The 15,310-nt window shown below is 54.1% G+C and carries 14 protein-coding genes; 13 read left to right on the top strand and 1 reads right to left on the bottom strand.

Annotated elements, in window-relative coordinates; genetic code table 11:
- Window positions 1–3 precede the first annotated feature (3 nt).
- From H3L98_RS07125 to H3L98_RS07090, 8 genes are all read left to right on the top strand, one after another.
- A complete protein-coding gene (locus H3L98_RS07125) occupies window positions 4–552 on the top strand; it encodes a carboxymuconolactone decarboxylase family protein (RefSeq protein WP_027021398.1) in 549 nt (182 codons plus the stop codon).
- A gap of 78 nt (window positions 553–630) precedes the next feature.
- Window positions 631–1,734, top strand: a complete 1,104-nt coding sequence (locus H3L98_RS07120; RefSeq protein WP_027021397.1) for an acyl-CoA dehydrogenase family protein — start codon at window positions 631–633, stop codon at window positions 1,732–1,734.
- Between the two features lie 28 nt (window positions 1,735–1,762).
- Window positions 1,763–2,560, top strand: coding sequence for an ABC transporter ATP-binding protein (locus tag H3L98_RS07115; protein WP_027021396.1), 798 nt, complete (start codon window positions 1,763–1,765; stop codon window positions 2,558–2,560).
- Window positions 2,561–2,627: 67 nt separating this feature from the next.
- Window positions 2,628–3,422: an RNA ligase family protein gene (locus tag H3L98_RS07110; RefSeq protein WP_034333348.1), complete on the top strand. Its 795-nt coding sequence runs from the start codon at window positions 2,628–2,630 to the stop codon at window positions 3,420–3,422.
- A gap of 1 nt (window position 3,423) precedes the next feature.
- Window positions 3,424–4,557, top strand: coding sequence for an AAA family ATPase (locus tag H3L98_RS07105; RefSeq protein ID WP_027021394.1), 1,134 nt, complete (start codon window positions 3,424–3,426; stop codon window positions 4,555–4,557).
- Window positions 4,558–4,641: 84 nt separating this feature from the next.
- Window positions 4,642–5,811: an ABC transporter substrate-binding protein gene (locus tag H3L98_RS07100; protein WP_027021393.1), complete on the top strand. Its 1,170-nt coding sequence runs from the start codon at window positions 4,642–4,644 to the stop codon at window positions 5,809–5,811.
- A 30-nt stretch (window positions 5,812–5,841) separates the two neighbouring features.
- Window positions 5,842–6,603 carry an ABC transporter permease gene (locus tag H3L98_RS07095; RefSeq protein WP_027021392.1) on the top strand — a complete coding sequence of 254 codons (762 nt, stop codon included), beginning with the start codon at window positions 5,842–5,844 and terminating at the stop codon, window positions 6,601–6,603.
- 72 nt (window positions 6,604–6,675) lie between these two features.
- Entirely contained in the window at window positions 6,676–7,023 is a 348-nt protein-coding gene (locus H3L98_RS07090; RefSeq protein WP_027021391.1) for a carboxymuconolactone decarboxylase family protein, read from the top strand.
- Here the strand turns inward: H3L98_RS07090 and H3L98_RS10825 are convergent.
- The gene (locus H3L98_RS10825) at window positions 6,982–7,227 is read right to left on the bottom strand and encodes a hypothetical protein (RefSeq protein WP_156932206.1); all 246 of its coding nucleotides are present in this window, start codon (window positions 7,225–7,227) and stop codon (window positions 6,982–6,984) included. The genes H3L98_RS07090 and H3L98_RS10825 overlap by 42 nt on opposite strands.
- A 74-nt stretch (window positions 7,228–7,301) precedes the next feature.
- On the opposite strand from H3L98_RS10825, the gene H3L98_RS07085 reads away from it, so the two are divergent.
- The 5 genes from H3L98_RS07085 to recB all read left to right on the top strand — a co-directional run bounded on the left by H3L98_RS07085 (window position 7,302) and on the right by recB (window position 15,288).
- The gene (locus H3L98_RS07085; RefSeq protein WP_027021390.1) at window positions 7,302–8,147 is read left to right on the top strand and encodes a basic amino acid ABC transporter substrate-binding protein; all 846 of its coding nucleotides are present in this window, start codon (window positions 7,302–7,304) and stop codon (window positions 8,145–8,147) included.
- A gap of 50 nt (window positions 8,148–8,197) precedes the next feature.
- Window positions 8,198–9,175 (top strand): malate dehydrogenase, encoded by a 978-nt coding sequence (locus H3L98_RS07080; RefSeq protein ID WP_027021389.1) that lies wholly within the window; start codon window positions 8,198–8,200, stop codon window positions 9,173–9,175.
- 73 nt (window positions 9,176–9,248) lie between these two features.
- Window positions 9,249–11,036 carry a Na/Pi cotransporter family protein gene (locus tag H3L98_RS07075; protein ID WP_338025818.1) on the top strand — a complete coding sequence of 596 codons (1,788 nt, stop codon included), beginning with the start codon at window positions 9,249–9,251 and terminating at the stop codon, window positions 11,034–11,036.
- Window positions 11,033–11,743 (top strand): rhomboid family intramembrane serine protease, encoded by a 711-nt coding sequence (locus H3L98_RS07070; protein ID WP_027021388.1) that lies wholly within the window; start codon window positions 11,033–11,035, stop codon window positions 11,741–11,743. The genes H3L98_RS07075 and H3L98_RS07070 overlap by 4 nt, the downstream gene beginning before the upstream one ends.
- A complete protein-coding gene (gene recB / locus H3L98_RS07065) occupies window positions 11,740–15,288 on the top strand; it encodes an exodeoxyribonuclease V subunit beta (protein ID WP_027021387.1) in 3,549 nt (1,182 codons plus the stop codon). Before H3L98_RS07070 ends, recB begins: the two co-directional genes overlap by 4 nt.
- The last annotated feature ends 22 nt before the right edge of the window (window positions 15,289–15,310 follow it).

Raw genomic sequence — 15,310 nt, 5'->3', positions numbered from 1 at the left:
AATATGGCACGTTTAACCGTCCACACCGCCGCCACCGCCCCCGAAGCCGCCCGCGCCCGCGTAGAAGCCGCCGAACAAGCCAACGGCTTTTTGCCCAATCTGATTGGCGTACTCGCCAACTCGCCCGAAGCCCTTGCTTTTTATCAAGAAGTGGGCAAACTAAACGGCAACACCAGCTTAAGCGCAGGCGAGCGCGAAGTGGTTCAAATTATCGCCGCCAAACGCAATGCCTGCGCCTTTTGCGTAGCGGGACACACCAAATTAGCCACTCTGAAAAAACTGCTTTCCGAACAAAATATTGCGGCATCACGCGCCGTAGATGTTAGCGCGTTTGACGATGCCAAATTGTCTGCACTGGCAGAATTTACCGTTGCTGTGTTAAACGACAAAGGCGCGGTATCCGATGCCGCTTTACAAGCGTTTTTTGATGCAGGCTACAGCCAACAGCAGGCTTTGGAAGTGGTGTTGGGCGTGGCATTGGCAACCTTATGCAATTACGCCAATAATTTGGCACAAACCGAAATCAATCCGCAATTGCAAGAATTTGCTTGATTTTCTGTTGATTTCTCTGTCCCTTGTTTGCGGGTGCGTGTTTCTTCCGCACCCATTCCCGTTTTAGGAATCCCCGCCATGCCGCAAACCGCTTTTCAAAACCGCATTTCCGAACTTGTCCGCAACCAACTCGCCCCGCTTGCCCCGCGCATTGACCGTGAAGGCTTTTATCCCGAAGCATTTATGCGCGCATTGGGCGAAGCAGGCGGTTATGCCAGTGTCGGCACGCCCGATGAAGGCGGCAACGGCTATGGTTTGGCGGCACAAATCGGCGTGATTCGCAGTGTGGGCGCAGCGTGTGGCTCGACTGCGTTTTCTGTTTGGTGTCAAAGTGCCTGCGCGTGGTATCTGCACCAAACACCCAACGCCCCTGTACGCCAACGCTATTTGGCAGACGTATTGCAGGGCAAAGTGTTGGCAGGTACGGGCATGTCCAATACTGTCAAGCATTTGGCGGGCATTGAAGACCACCAGTTGCAAGCCGAAGCGGTGGCAGGCGGTTGGCGCGTAAACGGCGTGTTGCCGTGGGTGTCCAATTTGGGCGAAAACCATATTTGGGCGAATACCGCGCAAACTTCAGACGGTTATGTGATGTTTATCACGGGCGCACAACGCGAAGGCGTGTCGCTCAATCCCTGCCCCGAATTTTGCGCTTTGGAAGGCACGCGCACCTTTGCGCTGAAATTTGACAATGTGTTTGTCCCGCAAGAAGACGTGTTGGCGACACCGCGGCAATTTGTCGATTATATTCAATCCATTAAAGCGGGATTTGTTTTATTGCAAATCGGCATCGGTGCAGGCATTATTGACGGTTGCATCAACGATATCCGTTTGGCAGATGTGGCATTGGGCGACAGCAATTTTTATTTGGACAACGGCGCAGACGAACTACAAAGCCGTTTGGACACTTTAAGCGCGAAAACCGCTGCGCTGGCAGAGGCAGCATGGCGCGGCGAAGCGCATTTGTTGGAAACCCTGCAAACCCGTTTGGGCGCATCGGAACTGTGTCTTGCCGCCGCCGAATCCGCCGCTTTACACGCGGGCGCAAAAGGTTATTTAATCAGCAGTCCCGTACAACGCCGCCGCCGTGAAGCGATGTTTGTCTCCATTGTTACCCCGTCTATCAAGCATTTAAAACGCGAAATCAGCGAATTGGAATTTATCGGCGAGTTTTCCATTTGATTTGCCCCTACCGCAGAAAGCACGCATCATGACCGTTTTGTCCGTTCACAACCTTTCCCTAGGCTACACCGAAAACGGTGCGCCCAAAACCATTTTGCGCGATTTTTCGCTACAGGCGGGCGCGGGCGAATTGATTAGCCTGTTGGGTCCCAGCGGCGTGGGCAAATCGTCGCTGTTGCGCGTGCTGGCGGGGCTGAACCGTCCGCAAACGGGCGAAGTTACCCTGTTTGGCGAAGCCTTAAACCGTCCGCATCCGCGTGTGGGGCTGGTGTTTCAAAGTGCTGCGTTGCTGCCGTGGCTGAATGTGCGCGACAATGTTGCCTTTGGTTTGGATTTTAAAAAGCAACCTGAAATTGACCGCGCCGAATTAGAACAACGAGTGCAAACCGCTTTGGAAGAAGTGGGCTTGGCACACGCTGCCGCCAAATTTCCTGCCGAGCTGTCGGGTGGTATGGCACAACGCGCCGCCCTTGCCCGCGCTTTGGCACGTCGTCCGCAAGTGCTGCTGCTGGACGAACCGTTTTCTGCTTTAGATGCCGTGATTCGGATGCAGATGCAGGATATGTTGCGCCAAATTGTCAGCCACCACCAAACCGCCGCCGTGATGGTTACCCACGATATTGATGAAGCCCTGCTGGTGTCTGACCGCATTATCTTAATCGGGCGTATGCCAGGGCGGATTTTGGGCGAATGGCAGCCGCAAGCCGATTTTCCGCGCCACAATAAATTATTGGCAATGAACGAAATGCGCGGCGAAATCTTACAAGCCTTGTATTTGGCGCAACAATATACCGCGCAAACGCAAACGGTGGAATTTGTGATTTAACGCGCCATTTGAGTAAGCAGTCAAAATCTTTTAAAATCAAGATTTGATTTCGTTCAAACTGTTTATCATGTCCGCCGCCAAATACCCGCGCAGCCTGCACGCCCCCATCAGCTTGGGGACGACATCCGACGACCGCTTTATGCCCGCAGGCTATCTGCGCCACTTTGCCCAGCTGCCACAACTGCTGATTACCGAAAAGCTGGACGGGCAGAATAACTGCTTTAACCGCCACGGCTTGTTTGCCCGTTCCCACGCCGCGCCCAGCCAACACCCTTGGGACAAACCCCTGCTGGCACGTTGGCAGCAAATCCGCCACGATTTGGGTGATATTGAATTATTCGGCGAAAGCCTGTACGGGATTCATTCTATTGCTTATTCACGTTTGGAATCGTTTTTCTACCTGTTTGGCGTGCGCCAAAACGGACGTTGGCTAGATTGGGACGAAGTCAAATTTTATGCCGCGCTGTTTGATTTTCCCACCGTTCCCGAAATTCCCGTGCGTTTTCCCCTGTCGGAAAGCTGCGCCCGTTTTGCCGACGATAATCAGGCGTTGGCGCATTGGCTGCAAGGGAATTTGGGCATGGCTTGGCAGGATTACACGCAAACGGCAGGCGCATTGGGCGGTTACGACCCCAAAAGCGGTTTGCCCTGCTGCGAAGGCTTGGTGATACGCAACCGCGCCGCTTTTTTCGCCAACAACGGCGATTTACCCGTGCAGCCCAACGAGTTTGATAATATTTTCAAACTGGTACGCGCCAAACACGTTCAAACCGACGTGCATTGGAGCAAAACGTGGCAGCCTGCACAACTGATTGATTATCAAAAATACGGCTGGCAGGCGCAGCAATTTGAAAGGAAATAAGATGTGGACGTTTCCGCATTATGTTCAAGGCACTGCGCCCGATTGGACGGCACTGATTGCCCGTTTTGACTGGTTGGACGAGATGCGCCATGTGCCGCAAGACCCCGAATGGCACGGCGAAGGCGATGCGTTAATCCATACCAAAATGGTTGCCGAAGCCCTGATTGCCCTGCCTGAATACCAAGCATTAGACGGGCAAACGCAACATATCCTGTTTGCTGCCGCTCTGTTGCACGATGTGGAAAAGCGTTCCACCACCGTGCGCGAAATCATTGACGGGCGCGAGCGTATTGTGTCGCCGCGCCACGCCAAAAAAGGCGAAAAAACCGCCCGCCGTCTGCTTTACACCGAATTAAACGCCCCGTTTGCCGTACGCGAACAGATTGCCAAACTGGTGCGCTGGCACGGTTTGCCGCTGTGGGCGCACGAAAAAAGCAATCCCGACAAAGCCGTGATTGCCGTGTCGCAAATGCTGGATACGCGCCTGCTGGCGATGTTGGCAAAAGCCGATGTATTGGGACGCATCTGCGCCGACCAAGACGATTTGTTGCTGCGGATTGAACTGTTTGAAACGCTGTGCCGCGACAACGGCTGTTGGGGCGAAGCGCGGGCGTTTGCTTCCGATTACGGGCGTTTTTGGTATTTAAGCCGCGAGAATGTGCTGCCTGACTATCAGCCGTTTGACGATGCCCAAACCGATGTTTACCTATTGTCGGCATTACCCGGAAGCGGTAAAGATACTTATATCCGCCAACATTTTGCCGATTTGCCCGTAGTGTCGATTGACAACATCCGCCGCGCCAACGGCTTAAATCCCACCGACAAAAAAGACAACGGTCGCGCCATACAGCTTGCTAAAGAGCAAGCAAAACAGTATTTGCGCCAACAGCAAAGTTTTGTGTTTAACGCCACCAACACCACCCGTGAAATGCGCGGCAAATGGCTGCAATTGTTTCACGACTACCATGCCCGCACCCATCTGCTGTATTTGGAAGTGCCTTATCCGCAACTGCTCACGCAAAACCGCAATCGCCGCCACGCCGTTCCCGATAATGTGCTGCACCGTTTGCTGGATAAGCTGGATATACCCGAATATGGCGAAGCCCATACGCTGACGTTTATCGTATATAGTTGAAATGCTTTATTGCTCATACGGCGTTGGCTCGCCTTGTCTGAAAAATAAATCATTTCAACCATCAGCCCTTACTGAAAGCCCCTTATGTCTGCCACCCGCCGCGATTTTCTCAAACTGTCTGCCCTGTTTGGTGCAACTGCTGCTTTGCCCTTGCTGCAAGCCTGCTCCCGCCGCGCCGCCGCCGACCCCAACGCCCCCGTTACCATCGGTTATCTGCCGATTTTAGATGCTTCGCCGCTGCTGCTGGCACACGGTTTGGGTTTGTTCCAACAAGCAGGCATTGCCGCTGTCAAACCTGTTTTGTTCCGTTCGTGGGCGGGTTTAGTAGAAGCCTTTTTAAGCGGACAAGTCAATTTAATTCACGTTTTGTCGCCAATGAGCGTGTGGATGCGTTACAGCAGCCAAGCCCCCGTGCGTGCGCTGATGTGGAACCACACTTGCGGTTCAGCGCTGACGGTTCGCCCCGATGTACGCCAACTCAACGATTTGCAAGGCAAAACCGTTGCCATTCCGTTTTGGTATTCCATACACAATATTATCGTGCAACAAATGCTGCGGCAGACGGGTTTGCGCGTGGTGGAAAAAAATCCGCAAGCGGGCGAAGTGCGTTTAACCGTGATGCCGCCGTCAGACATGGTGGCGGCGTTGGCGGCAGGCACGATTGCAGGATTTATTGTTGCCGAGCCGTTTAACGCGCTGGCAGAAGCCAAAGGCGTGGGCAAAGTGCTGCGTTTTAGCGGCGATATTTGGCGCGAACACGCCTGCTGTTTAACCATGATGCACGACCACGATATTGAAAACCGTCCCGAATGGGTGCAAAAGGTAATCAACGCACTGGTACAAGCAGCGGCATGGGCGAAAAGCCACCGCACCCAAGCCGCTGATATGCTTGCCAAACAAGGCATTCAAAAATACACCCCCCACGATGCCAAAGTGCTTCGCGCCGTGTTGCAGCCCGAACCCGTGGTTTGGGCGAAATACGAACGCAGCGGCGCGGTGCGCCACCCCGATTGGCAACAGCAACGCATTGATTTTCAGCCTTATCCGTTTCCATCTTACAGCCAATTGCTGATTGAGCTGTTGCAGCAGACACATTTGGCGGGCGTAAACACCTTTTTGCAGCAGCTTCACCCCGCCGCTGCCGCACAAGAATTGTTTGACACCCGTTTTGTAGAACAGGCATTAAAACAGCAGGGCTTGATGTCCGCATTTGGTTTACAGGGCTGGGAACGGCAGGAAACTTTTGTCATTTAAGGCGTTTCAACACACAGGACAACACAGAAAATGAATATTCGCAAAATACCGATGCCCTATGTTTACGGTTTGGGCGGACTGCTGGGGCTGCTGGCAGTGTGGCAATTGGGCGTGTGGCTGTTGGCGCAAACCATGCCTTTGGCAAACCTGCTCGCCCCCGCCGCCGCGTTGAGCAGTTTGCTGACTTTATTAACAGAGGGACATTTGTCGCCGCATATTTGGGCGAGTTTGCAAAGGGTGGCGGTGGGCTTGCTGGCGGCTTTGGCGGTGGGCGTGCCTTTGGGTTTTGCGCTGGGTTTGTCGCCACGCGCCGAACAGTCGCTCAGTCCGCCGTTTCAGTTTTTACGCATGATTTCACCGCTGTCGTGGATGCCTGTGGCGGTAATGCTGTTTGGTATCGGCGATGCGCCCGTGTATTTTTTGCTGGCGTTTGCGGCGGTGTGGCCGTTGATGTTAAACACCGCTTCAGGGGTAAAAAACATTAACCGTCAATGGCTGGAGCTGGGGCGTTCGCTGTCTGCCACCAAAACGGAAATGCTGTTTAAAATCATGTTTCCCGCTGTGGTGGGCGATATTTTAAACGGGCTGCGGCTGGCAATCGGTATTGTGTGGGTGGTACTTGTCCCCTGCGAAATGCTGGGCGTAAACGAGGGCTTGGGCTACTTTATTTTGGATACCCGCGACCGTTTGGCGTATGCGGAACTGATGGCGGCGATTGTATTAATCGGCATCATCGGTTGGGCATTGGATGCGGCGGCGCGTTATTTGGGACGACGCTGGCGGCACGGCTAGGACACGCCCTAGAATCACGCTTGACTGCAGTGCTATAATGGCGTTTTCTACCTTAAATTGAGGAAAATCCCAATGAGCGCTTTTCAAAATTGGTCCGAACACACCGCACACGTTAAATCGTCTTTCGCCGCTTTAGGCAAAAGCCACCCCAAAATGCTGCAAGCCTACAGTGCTTTGGAACAGGCTGCCGCCGCCGAAGCCCTTGACCGCAAAACCCGCGAACTGATTGCCTTGGCAGTTGCCATTACCACCCGTTGCGAAAGCTGCATCAGCGTACACGCCGAAGCCGCCGCCAAAGCAGGTGCTACCGAAAGCGAAATCGCAGGCGCATTGGCAACCGCTATTTCCCTGAACGCGGGCGCAGCCTACACCTATGCGCTACGCGCCATTGAAGCGGTAAAAGCCCAAAGCCCCGAATAAATCCTTGCTTTTGCATTTAAAAATATCATAACGGATTGCCGTCTGCTGCACTTGGCTTGCACACGGCAATCCGTTTTTTATTGAAAAACCAATCTTTTTACCATACCAACCCGCCGCAATCCGCCCAAGACCGCCCCAACACAGGATTTCAAACCGTAAAGAAACTGTGATAAACTGCAAATGTTTTGCAGAACCTGTTTGCACAGGTAAAACGGGGCGGCGCACCCGCCCCCAATGTATTGACCGCCGTCCATGGCGGGGTTTCACACCGAAAAGGAATGACGATGAAAACTTGGTTGGCGGCAGGCGTATCCTGCGCAGTATTGGCATTGGCAGGCTGCGGCGGCGGCAACTCAAGCGGCAGCGCCGCTTCTTCCGCGCCCGCATCATCAGCAAGCAGCGGCAAAAAAACCTTAACCGTTGCCATGAATGCCGAATTTGCCCCTTTTGAATCGCAAGACGAAAACAAAAACATCCACGGTTTTGACGTGGATTTGCTCAACGCCATGGCAAAAGCAGGCGGATTTGAAGTCGTTTTCCGCCACCAGCCGTGGGACAGCCTGTTCCCCGCTTTGGGCAACGGCGATGTGGATATGCTGGCTTCGGCGATTACCATTACCGACGACCGCAAGCAAAGCATGGATTTTTCCGAGCCCTATTACCAAATCAAACAAGTGGTGCTGGTGCCCGCATCTAAAAACGTCCAATCCATTGAAGACGTGAAGAAACTGCCTAAAGTGGGCGCAGTTACAGGACAAACAGGCGATTTTGCCGCGCAAAAACTGTTTGGTGCCACCAGCCCCAATATTACCCGTTTTGAAAACGTTAACCTGATGATTAAAGAAGTGGAAAACGGCGGACTGTCTGCCGCCATCAGCGATAGTGCCGTGATTGCCCACTACATCAAAAACAATGCCAACAAAGGCTTTACCATGGTAGAAGTTCCTGATTTTGAAACCGAAAACTATGGTTTTGCCGTGCGTAAGGGCGACAGCGAAAAACTGAATATGCTCAACGATGCCCTAAAAAAAGTGCGCGAAAGCGGCGAATACGCCCAAATTGAAAGCAAATATTTTGCTGACGGTTCCGCGCCCGCATCGGCTGCCGCCTCTGCCGCCAAATAATCCTTTTTAAGAAAAACAGCCTTCCTTCCCCCACTTGGAGAATTGATGTTATGAAACAACCCGTTCGTGTTGCCGTAACTGGTGCTGCCGGTCAAATCGGCTATGCTTTGCTGTTCCGCATTGCTTCAGGCGAAATGCTGGGCAAAGACCAACCCGTGATTTTGCAGCTGTTGGATTTGCCGCAAGCGCAAAACGCCGTAAAAGGCGTGATGATGGAATTGCAAGATTGCGCCTTCCCGCTATTGGCAGACATGATTGCCACCGACGACCCCGAAGTGGCGTTTAAAGATGCCGATGTTGCCATTTTGGTGGGCGCGCGTCCGCGTGGTCCTGGTATGGAACGTGCCGATTTGTTGCAAGCCAACGCGCAAATCTTTACCGTTCAAGGTGCGGCATTGAACAAAGTCGCCAGCCGCGATGTGAAAGTTTTGGTGGTCGGCAACCCCGCCAACACCAATGCCTACATCGCCATGAAATCTGCCCCCGACCTGCCCGCGAAAAACTTTACCGCCATGCTGCGCCTTGACCACAACCGCGCCGCCAGCCAAATCGCGGAAAAAACAGGCAAAGCCGTTGGCAGCATTGAAAAACTGTGCGTATGGGGCAACCACTCACCCACCATGTACGCCGATTACCGTTTTGCCAGCATCGGCGGCGAAAGCGTAAAAGAGCTGATTAACGACCAAGTGTGGAACGCCGAAGTGTTCCTGCCTACCGTAGGCAAACGCGGTGCGGCGATTATTGAAGCGCGTGGTTTGTCTTCTGCCGCTTCTGCTGCCAATGCCGCGATTGACCACATCCGCGATTGGGTGCTGGGTACAAACGGTCAATGGGTAACCATGGGCGTACCGTCTGACGGCTCTTACGGCATTCCCGAAGGCATTGTGTTCGGCTTCCCCGTAACCTGCGCCAACGGCGAATACCAAATCGTGCAAGGTTTGGAAATTGACGCATTCAGCCAAGAGCGCATCAACAAAACGCTGAAAGAGCTGGAAGAAGAAAAAGACGGCGTGAAAGATTTGCTGTAATGTTTGATTGACCCGCTTTCAGGCAGCCCCGCACACCGTGGGGCTGCCTGAAAAACCGTTTGGAAGAGTGCTTATGATGTCCCGCCCCGCTTTAAAAATACTCAAACCCCTGATCATTCTTGCCATACTCGCCGCCTTGGGTGCTTCGTTCTGGTATAGCGAAGCGTGGCTGAAACTGTGTTACGGCTTGGCGTTGTTTTTATTCGGTATGCAGTGCATTGAAGAAGGACTGCACAGCGCCGCAGGCGGTACGCTGGAAAAACTGATGGCAAAAAGCACCGCCACCCCCGCCAAAGGACTGTTGTTCGGTATTGGCGCAACCTTTATCCTGCAATCCAGCACCCTTGTTTCGCTGCTGACCATTGCCTTTTTAAGCACGGGCATGATTACGCTGGCAGGCGGTTTGGCGATTATTTTCGGTACGAATTTGGGCGCGACCAGCGGTATTTGGCTGTTGGCACTGGCAGGACAAAGCATCAGTCTGTCGCCTGCCGCCGTTCCCATGCTGGTATTCGGTATTTTGGCGGGATTTTTCAATAATAAGGCAAAAGCTATTGGACGGGTGTTGGTGGGGATTTCGCTGATTTTTCTCGGTATTGATGCCATTAAAAATGGTTTCCAAGCCATAGGCGGACAAATTGACTTTACCACCATACAAGTCAGCGGCGTTGCCGAAATCCTGATTTTTTGCGGCATCGGTTTGGTCTTGACGCTGGTGCTGCAATCGTCCCACGCCACACTGATTTTAACGCTGGCGGCACTGGCAGGCGGACAAATCAATATGGAACAAGGCTTTGCGATTGCCATGGGTTCCAATGTCGGCACATCGGCCTCCACCGCCGTGGTGGGTATGCTCGGCAGCGAACGCAGCGGACAACGTTTGGCGTTGGCGCACCTGATTTTTAACAGCGTAACCGCGCTGCTGTCGCTGCTGCTGTGGCTGCCGCTGACCAAGCTGGTGGCGGTGGTCGCCAATGCCACAGGCATGAGTAATCTACTGCAACTGGCGTTGTTTCACACCTTGTTTAACGTATTTGGTTTGGCAGTGTTTTGGCGTTTGCAGGGGCGTTTGGCAGACAAATTGCAACAATGGCTGCCCGAACCCGCCCAACGCAGCGGTTTACTGCCCGAAAGCAGCGAAGCCGTGCGCCCGCGTTTCTTAAACGACAATATGTTACGCGCTGGCGATACCGCTTTACGCGCCGTCAGTCAGGAAATCCGCCATTTGTCTGATTTAAGTTTGGAAGTGGTGTGCCATGCCCTGTATGTGCCTGCCAGCAGTTTGGACGACTATTGCGGCAGCGGCGTTCTGCCTGCCCCGCAAATGCCTTTGGAAACCAATGTACAATCGTTTTACGAATGGCAGATTAAGCCCCTATACAGCGATATTTTGGACTTTACCAGCAAAATTGATATTGACGACAACGAGTCGCGCCGCCATAAACTCACTACTGCCCACCTTGCCGCGTTTCAAATGGTTGAAAACGTAAAAGAAAGCAAACATTTACAAAAAAACCTGCAACGCTTCCTGCAAACCCCCAATGATGCCGCGTATGCCGATTATCTGGCATTGCGCCAACACCTTGTTGCCACCTTGTGCCGTTTTCACCACGCGGGCGCACTGCACGCCCACACCCCCGCATGGCAGGAACACCTTGACGGCATGAGCCGCCACGCCGAAAGTTTGGAAAGCCTGCGCGACCAAGTGTTAGACAAACTGCGCCACAACCAAATTGACGGTTTGCAGGCTTCTTCGCTGATGAACGACATCAACTACGCCCGCCGCATCAATGCAGGCTTGTTGGAAGTATTGCACAGCGCCGCCGATATTTTTGCTGCCCCCGAAAGCCAATCCGCATGATAAAACGCTATTTTATTCACGCCTTAATCGCCCTGAACGTGCTGATGTTTGTTGGCTGCCAAGTCATGCCCGAATTAGCAGGCTTGCTGGCGCACTACCAACCCCAGCACTCCCACTACCGCCATTGGCAATGGCTTAGCAGCTTGTTTTTACACAAAGACATCATGCACCTGCTGATGAATATGTATGCTTTGTGGCTGTTTGGTACGCCCTTGCTGCAAACATGGGGGACACGCCGTTTTGCGCTGCTGTATTTCGGCAGCGGACTGGCGGGTTCGCTGCTGGATACCGCTTGGCACAGCTGGCAGATTGAGCAAACGCTGCACACTTTGGCAAACGGCGCATCGCGCCAATGGGTGTGGCAGCAGTTGGAAGCTGGCACGATGCAAGCACCAATGGCATTTTGGCAAGCCTTAAACAGCCATTCCATTGGTGCATCGGGCGCGGTATTCGGGCTATTGGCGGCGTTTTCGCTGCGTTTTGCCGATGTGCGCCTGTCGCTGTTTCTGATTCCTGTGTCGTTCCGTGCCAAATATTTTGCCATGGCGCTGGTGGGCTATGAAATTTTTGCCCAAATCAGCGGGATTTCGGTATTTGGCGCAAATATCAACCATTTGGCGCATATTGGCGGGGCGTTGCTCGGGTGGGCATTGGCGGCTTGGTGGAAAATGCGTCCGCGCCGCCGCTTGCGGATGGTGAAATCATGACTGCGCCGTTTGCGCCTTTAGACGTACCGCTTAACGGCACCAACTTAATTGAAGCCTCGGCAGGCACGGGCAAAACATGGAACATCGCTGCGCTGTTTGCGCGGCTGGTGGTGCTGGAACAGGCAGATGTGTCGCAAATTTTGGTGGTGACCTTTACCAAAGCCGCCACTGCGGAACTGAAAACCCGTTTGCGGGCGCGTTTGGATGAAGCCTTAAACGTGTTGCGCCGCTGTGCCGATGCCGATAATCCTGACGATGCCTTGATACACGAATGCGGCGGCGACGATTTTTTATACCGTTTATTGCAACGCGGTTTGCAACAAGAAGGGCTGGCGCGGCTAATGCTGCGTTTGCAAGCGGCGGTAAGCGGTTTTGACAATGCTTCGGTTTACACCATTCACGGTTTTTGCCAACGGGTGTTACAGGATTATGCGTTTTTTTGCCAAGTGCCGTTTGATATTGAATTAGACGAACAAGGCGACCGCGCTGAAAACTTAAACGCGGCGCAGGATTTTTGGCGCGGGCGCATTGCCGATGACGATGTGTGGGCGCAGTTAAGCTACCGCCACCGTTACACGCCGCAGCAGGCTTTAGACGAGTTGGAAAGCTATATCGCCCGTCCTTATCTGCACACGCCCGTATCGGCGCAGGCGCAGGACTTTGCAGCGGCGCAGGCACGGTTGGCGGAATGTTGGCAAAACACGGTGGCGCAGTTGCCTGAAATTGAAGCGGCATTTTGGCGGATACATCCGTCCCTCAACAGCAATGTGTTCCGCATCAACTCGTTTACCGATAAATTTGCTATGTTGCACCAATTATCGACACAGCACGCCCCCGATGCGGCAACTTTACGCCAACTGTTGCAGCACAAAGATGGTCATTTGCTGTTTGACGAGGGATTTGTTAGAGAAAAAGTCAAAAAAAATGCCCTTGCCCCTGAACCATCTGACCTTGACCAAATACAGATTTTGGCAGAACTGGGCAACGCCGCTGCCGAAGCTGCCACAGCGGAAACCGCTGCATGGGCGGATATGCAGCGGCAGTTGCTGACCTATTTGCACGAAAGCCGCCGCGTACACAAACAAAGCCACCCGCGCCGCGTGTTTGACGACCTTTTATTAGACGTTGCCGCCGCACTCGCGCCCGATGCGCCACACGTGCACACGCTGGCACGCGCACTGTCGGCGCAATGGCGTTTTGCGCTGATAGACGAATTTCAAGACACAGACCCGCTGCAATACGCCATTTTCCGCACCGCGTTTGCTGCCACAGATACGCCCTTGTTTTTGGTGGGCGACCCCAAACAGGCAATTTACGGTTTTCGCGGCGCGGATATTTTTGCCTATCTGCAAGCAGCAGGCGATGCCGCCGAACGCCATTACACTTTAGACACCAACCGCCGCAACCATCACGCTTTAAATCAAGGCATTGACGCACTGTTTGCGCGGGCGCAGCCGTTTGTGCTGCCGCAAATTGCCTATCCGCCCGTACGCGCCAGCCGCGAAGTTTCGCGTTTGCACGGTGCAGACGGCAATCCCGCCCTTGCCATACGCTGGCTGAATGAAGGCTCGGAAACCGCCGCCGTGCTGGAAGCCCGCGCCGCCGATTGGTCTGCCGCCGAAACCGCCGCGCTGCTAGGTGGCAGTCACACCCTAGACACCGACAACGGCACACGTCCGCTGTTGGCAAACGACATTGCCATATTGGTGCGCCGCCGCAAAGATGGCGAACTGGTGCGCCGTGCCTTAAAAAAACACGGTATTCAAAGCGTTTTACTCAGTCAAAACAATATTTTTGCCGAAGCCGAAGCCGAAGCCTGCGCCGCGCTGCTGGATTTTTTTATCCAACCGCAACAAAGTGATACGCTTAATTTTGTGCTGGCAGGCTGTTTGTTCCAATACAGCGCCGCCGATTTGCAGGCACTCAACGACAACGAACACCAGCGTTCGGCGTGGACGGATTCGGCACAGCGCAGTTTGGCGCATTGGCAACAAGCGGGTATTTACGCCGCTTTACAGCATTTTTGCCGCGAACACGGCGTGGAAACCCGTTTGCTGGCGCAGCGCAACGAACGCAGTCTGACCAATCTGCATCAGGTGATGGAACTTCTCGCCGCCGAAGACGAACTCAGCCACAGCCCCGTGTCGCTGCAACAATGGCTGCACCGTCAAATTGAATCTGCCAAACAGGGCAGCGGCACACAAGCCCACACGCTGCGTTTGGAAAGCGACAATGATTTGGTCAAAATCGTGACCATTCATGCGTCTAAAGGCTTGCAATATCCTGTGGTGATTTGTCCGTTTATTTGGAAAGCCGCCGCCGCACCGCGCAGCGAATGGCATATTGTCCACCGTGGCAGCGAAGCGGTGTTGTTGCACGACAGCCAGTTTGACGAAGCCGACCGCGAACAGCAGCAGCGCGAACACCTGTCGGAAGACCTGCGTTTGCTGTATGTGGCACTTACCCGTGCCGAAGAACGGTTGTATTTGTATGCGGGGGCTTATCGGGACGGCAAGGGCAGCGCACCCGCCTATCTGCTGGATATGCCCGACAAAACCACCACCAACGACAACGCTTGCCGCGAACATTGGCAGCAGTTCGCGCAAACGCATGGTTTGACATGGTACGGACATCAAGCCCCTTCCGCCGTCCGCGCCGATTGGTCTGCCCTTGCTCGCCCCGTTTACCGCGCCGCCGAATACGCGCCGCGCCGTTTCGGTTTTATCCGCCACACCAGCTTTACAGGTTTGCTGCGCCAAAGTGAACGCCTTGCCGCTGCCCGCGCCGAACTGCCGCCGTCCGACAGCCCCGCCGACCTACCCGACCCCGCTCCCCTTACGCCCGCCGCCAATGCCGAAGGCATACACGCCTTTCCCCACGGCAGCAATGCGGGGATTTGCCTACACTCCCTGTTGGAAAACAGGCTGTTTGCCCCTGCCGACCCCGCCGCCGATGCGCTGATACTGGAACGTTACGGTTTTGACCCCGAACAATGGTGCGACACCGTTGGCGAACTGTTGCAGCGCACCCGCCGCACCCCGCTGCTGCCTGACCACACCACTTTGGCAGATTTTTCGCCGCAGCAACGTCTAACCGAAACCGAATTCGTTTTACATACCGATTTCCGCCTTGCCGACATCCGCCGTTTGCTGGCTCACAGCGGTTTATCGCCCCATATTATTCAAGCTGCTGCTGCTTTGCAGTTTCAAGACCTGCACGGTTATTTAAACGGCGCAATTGACCTGATGTGCCGCACCGCAGACGGGCGCGTGCTGATTATTGACTACAAATCCAACCGTTTGGGCGACCACGCCGCCGCCTACACACCCGCCGCGCTCGATGAAGCCGTTGCCGACCATCATTACTATCTGCAAGCCCTGATTTACAGCATCGCCGCCGCCCGTTATCTGCACAGCCGCCACGCCCTGCCCGAGCAAATCGGCGTGCGCTACCTGTTTTTGCGCGGGCTGGACGGACACAGCAGCCACAGCGTGTGGTCGTGGGACATCCACACTGCCGATTTGTCGCCGTGGCTGATCGTATAATTAAAAAAAAGAAAGATCATAA

The sequence above is a fragment of the Conchiformibius steedae genome (assembly GCF_014054725.1).
In the GTDB taxonomy this organism is placed as follows: domain Bacteria; phylum Pseudomonadota; class Gammaproteobacteria; order Burkholderiales; family Neisseriaceae; genus Conchiformibius; species Conchiformibius steedae.
This window is presented reverse-complemented; position numbering and strand designations above follow the sequence as displayed.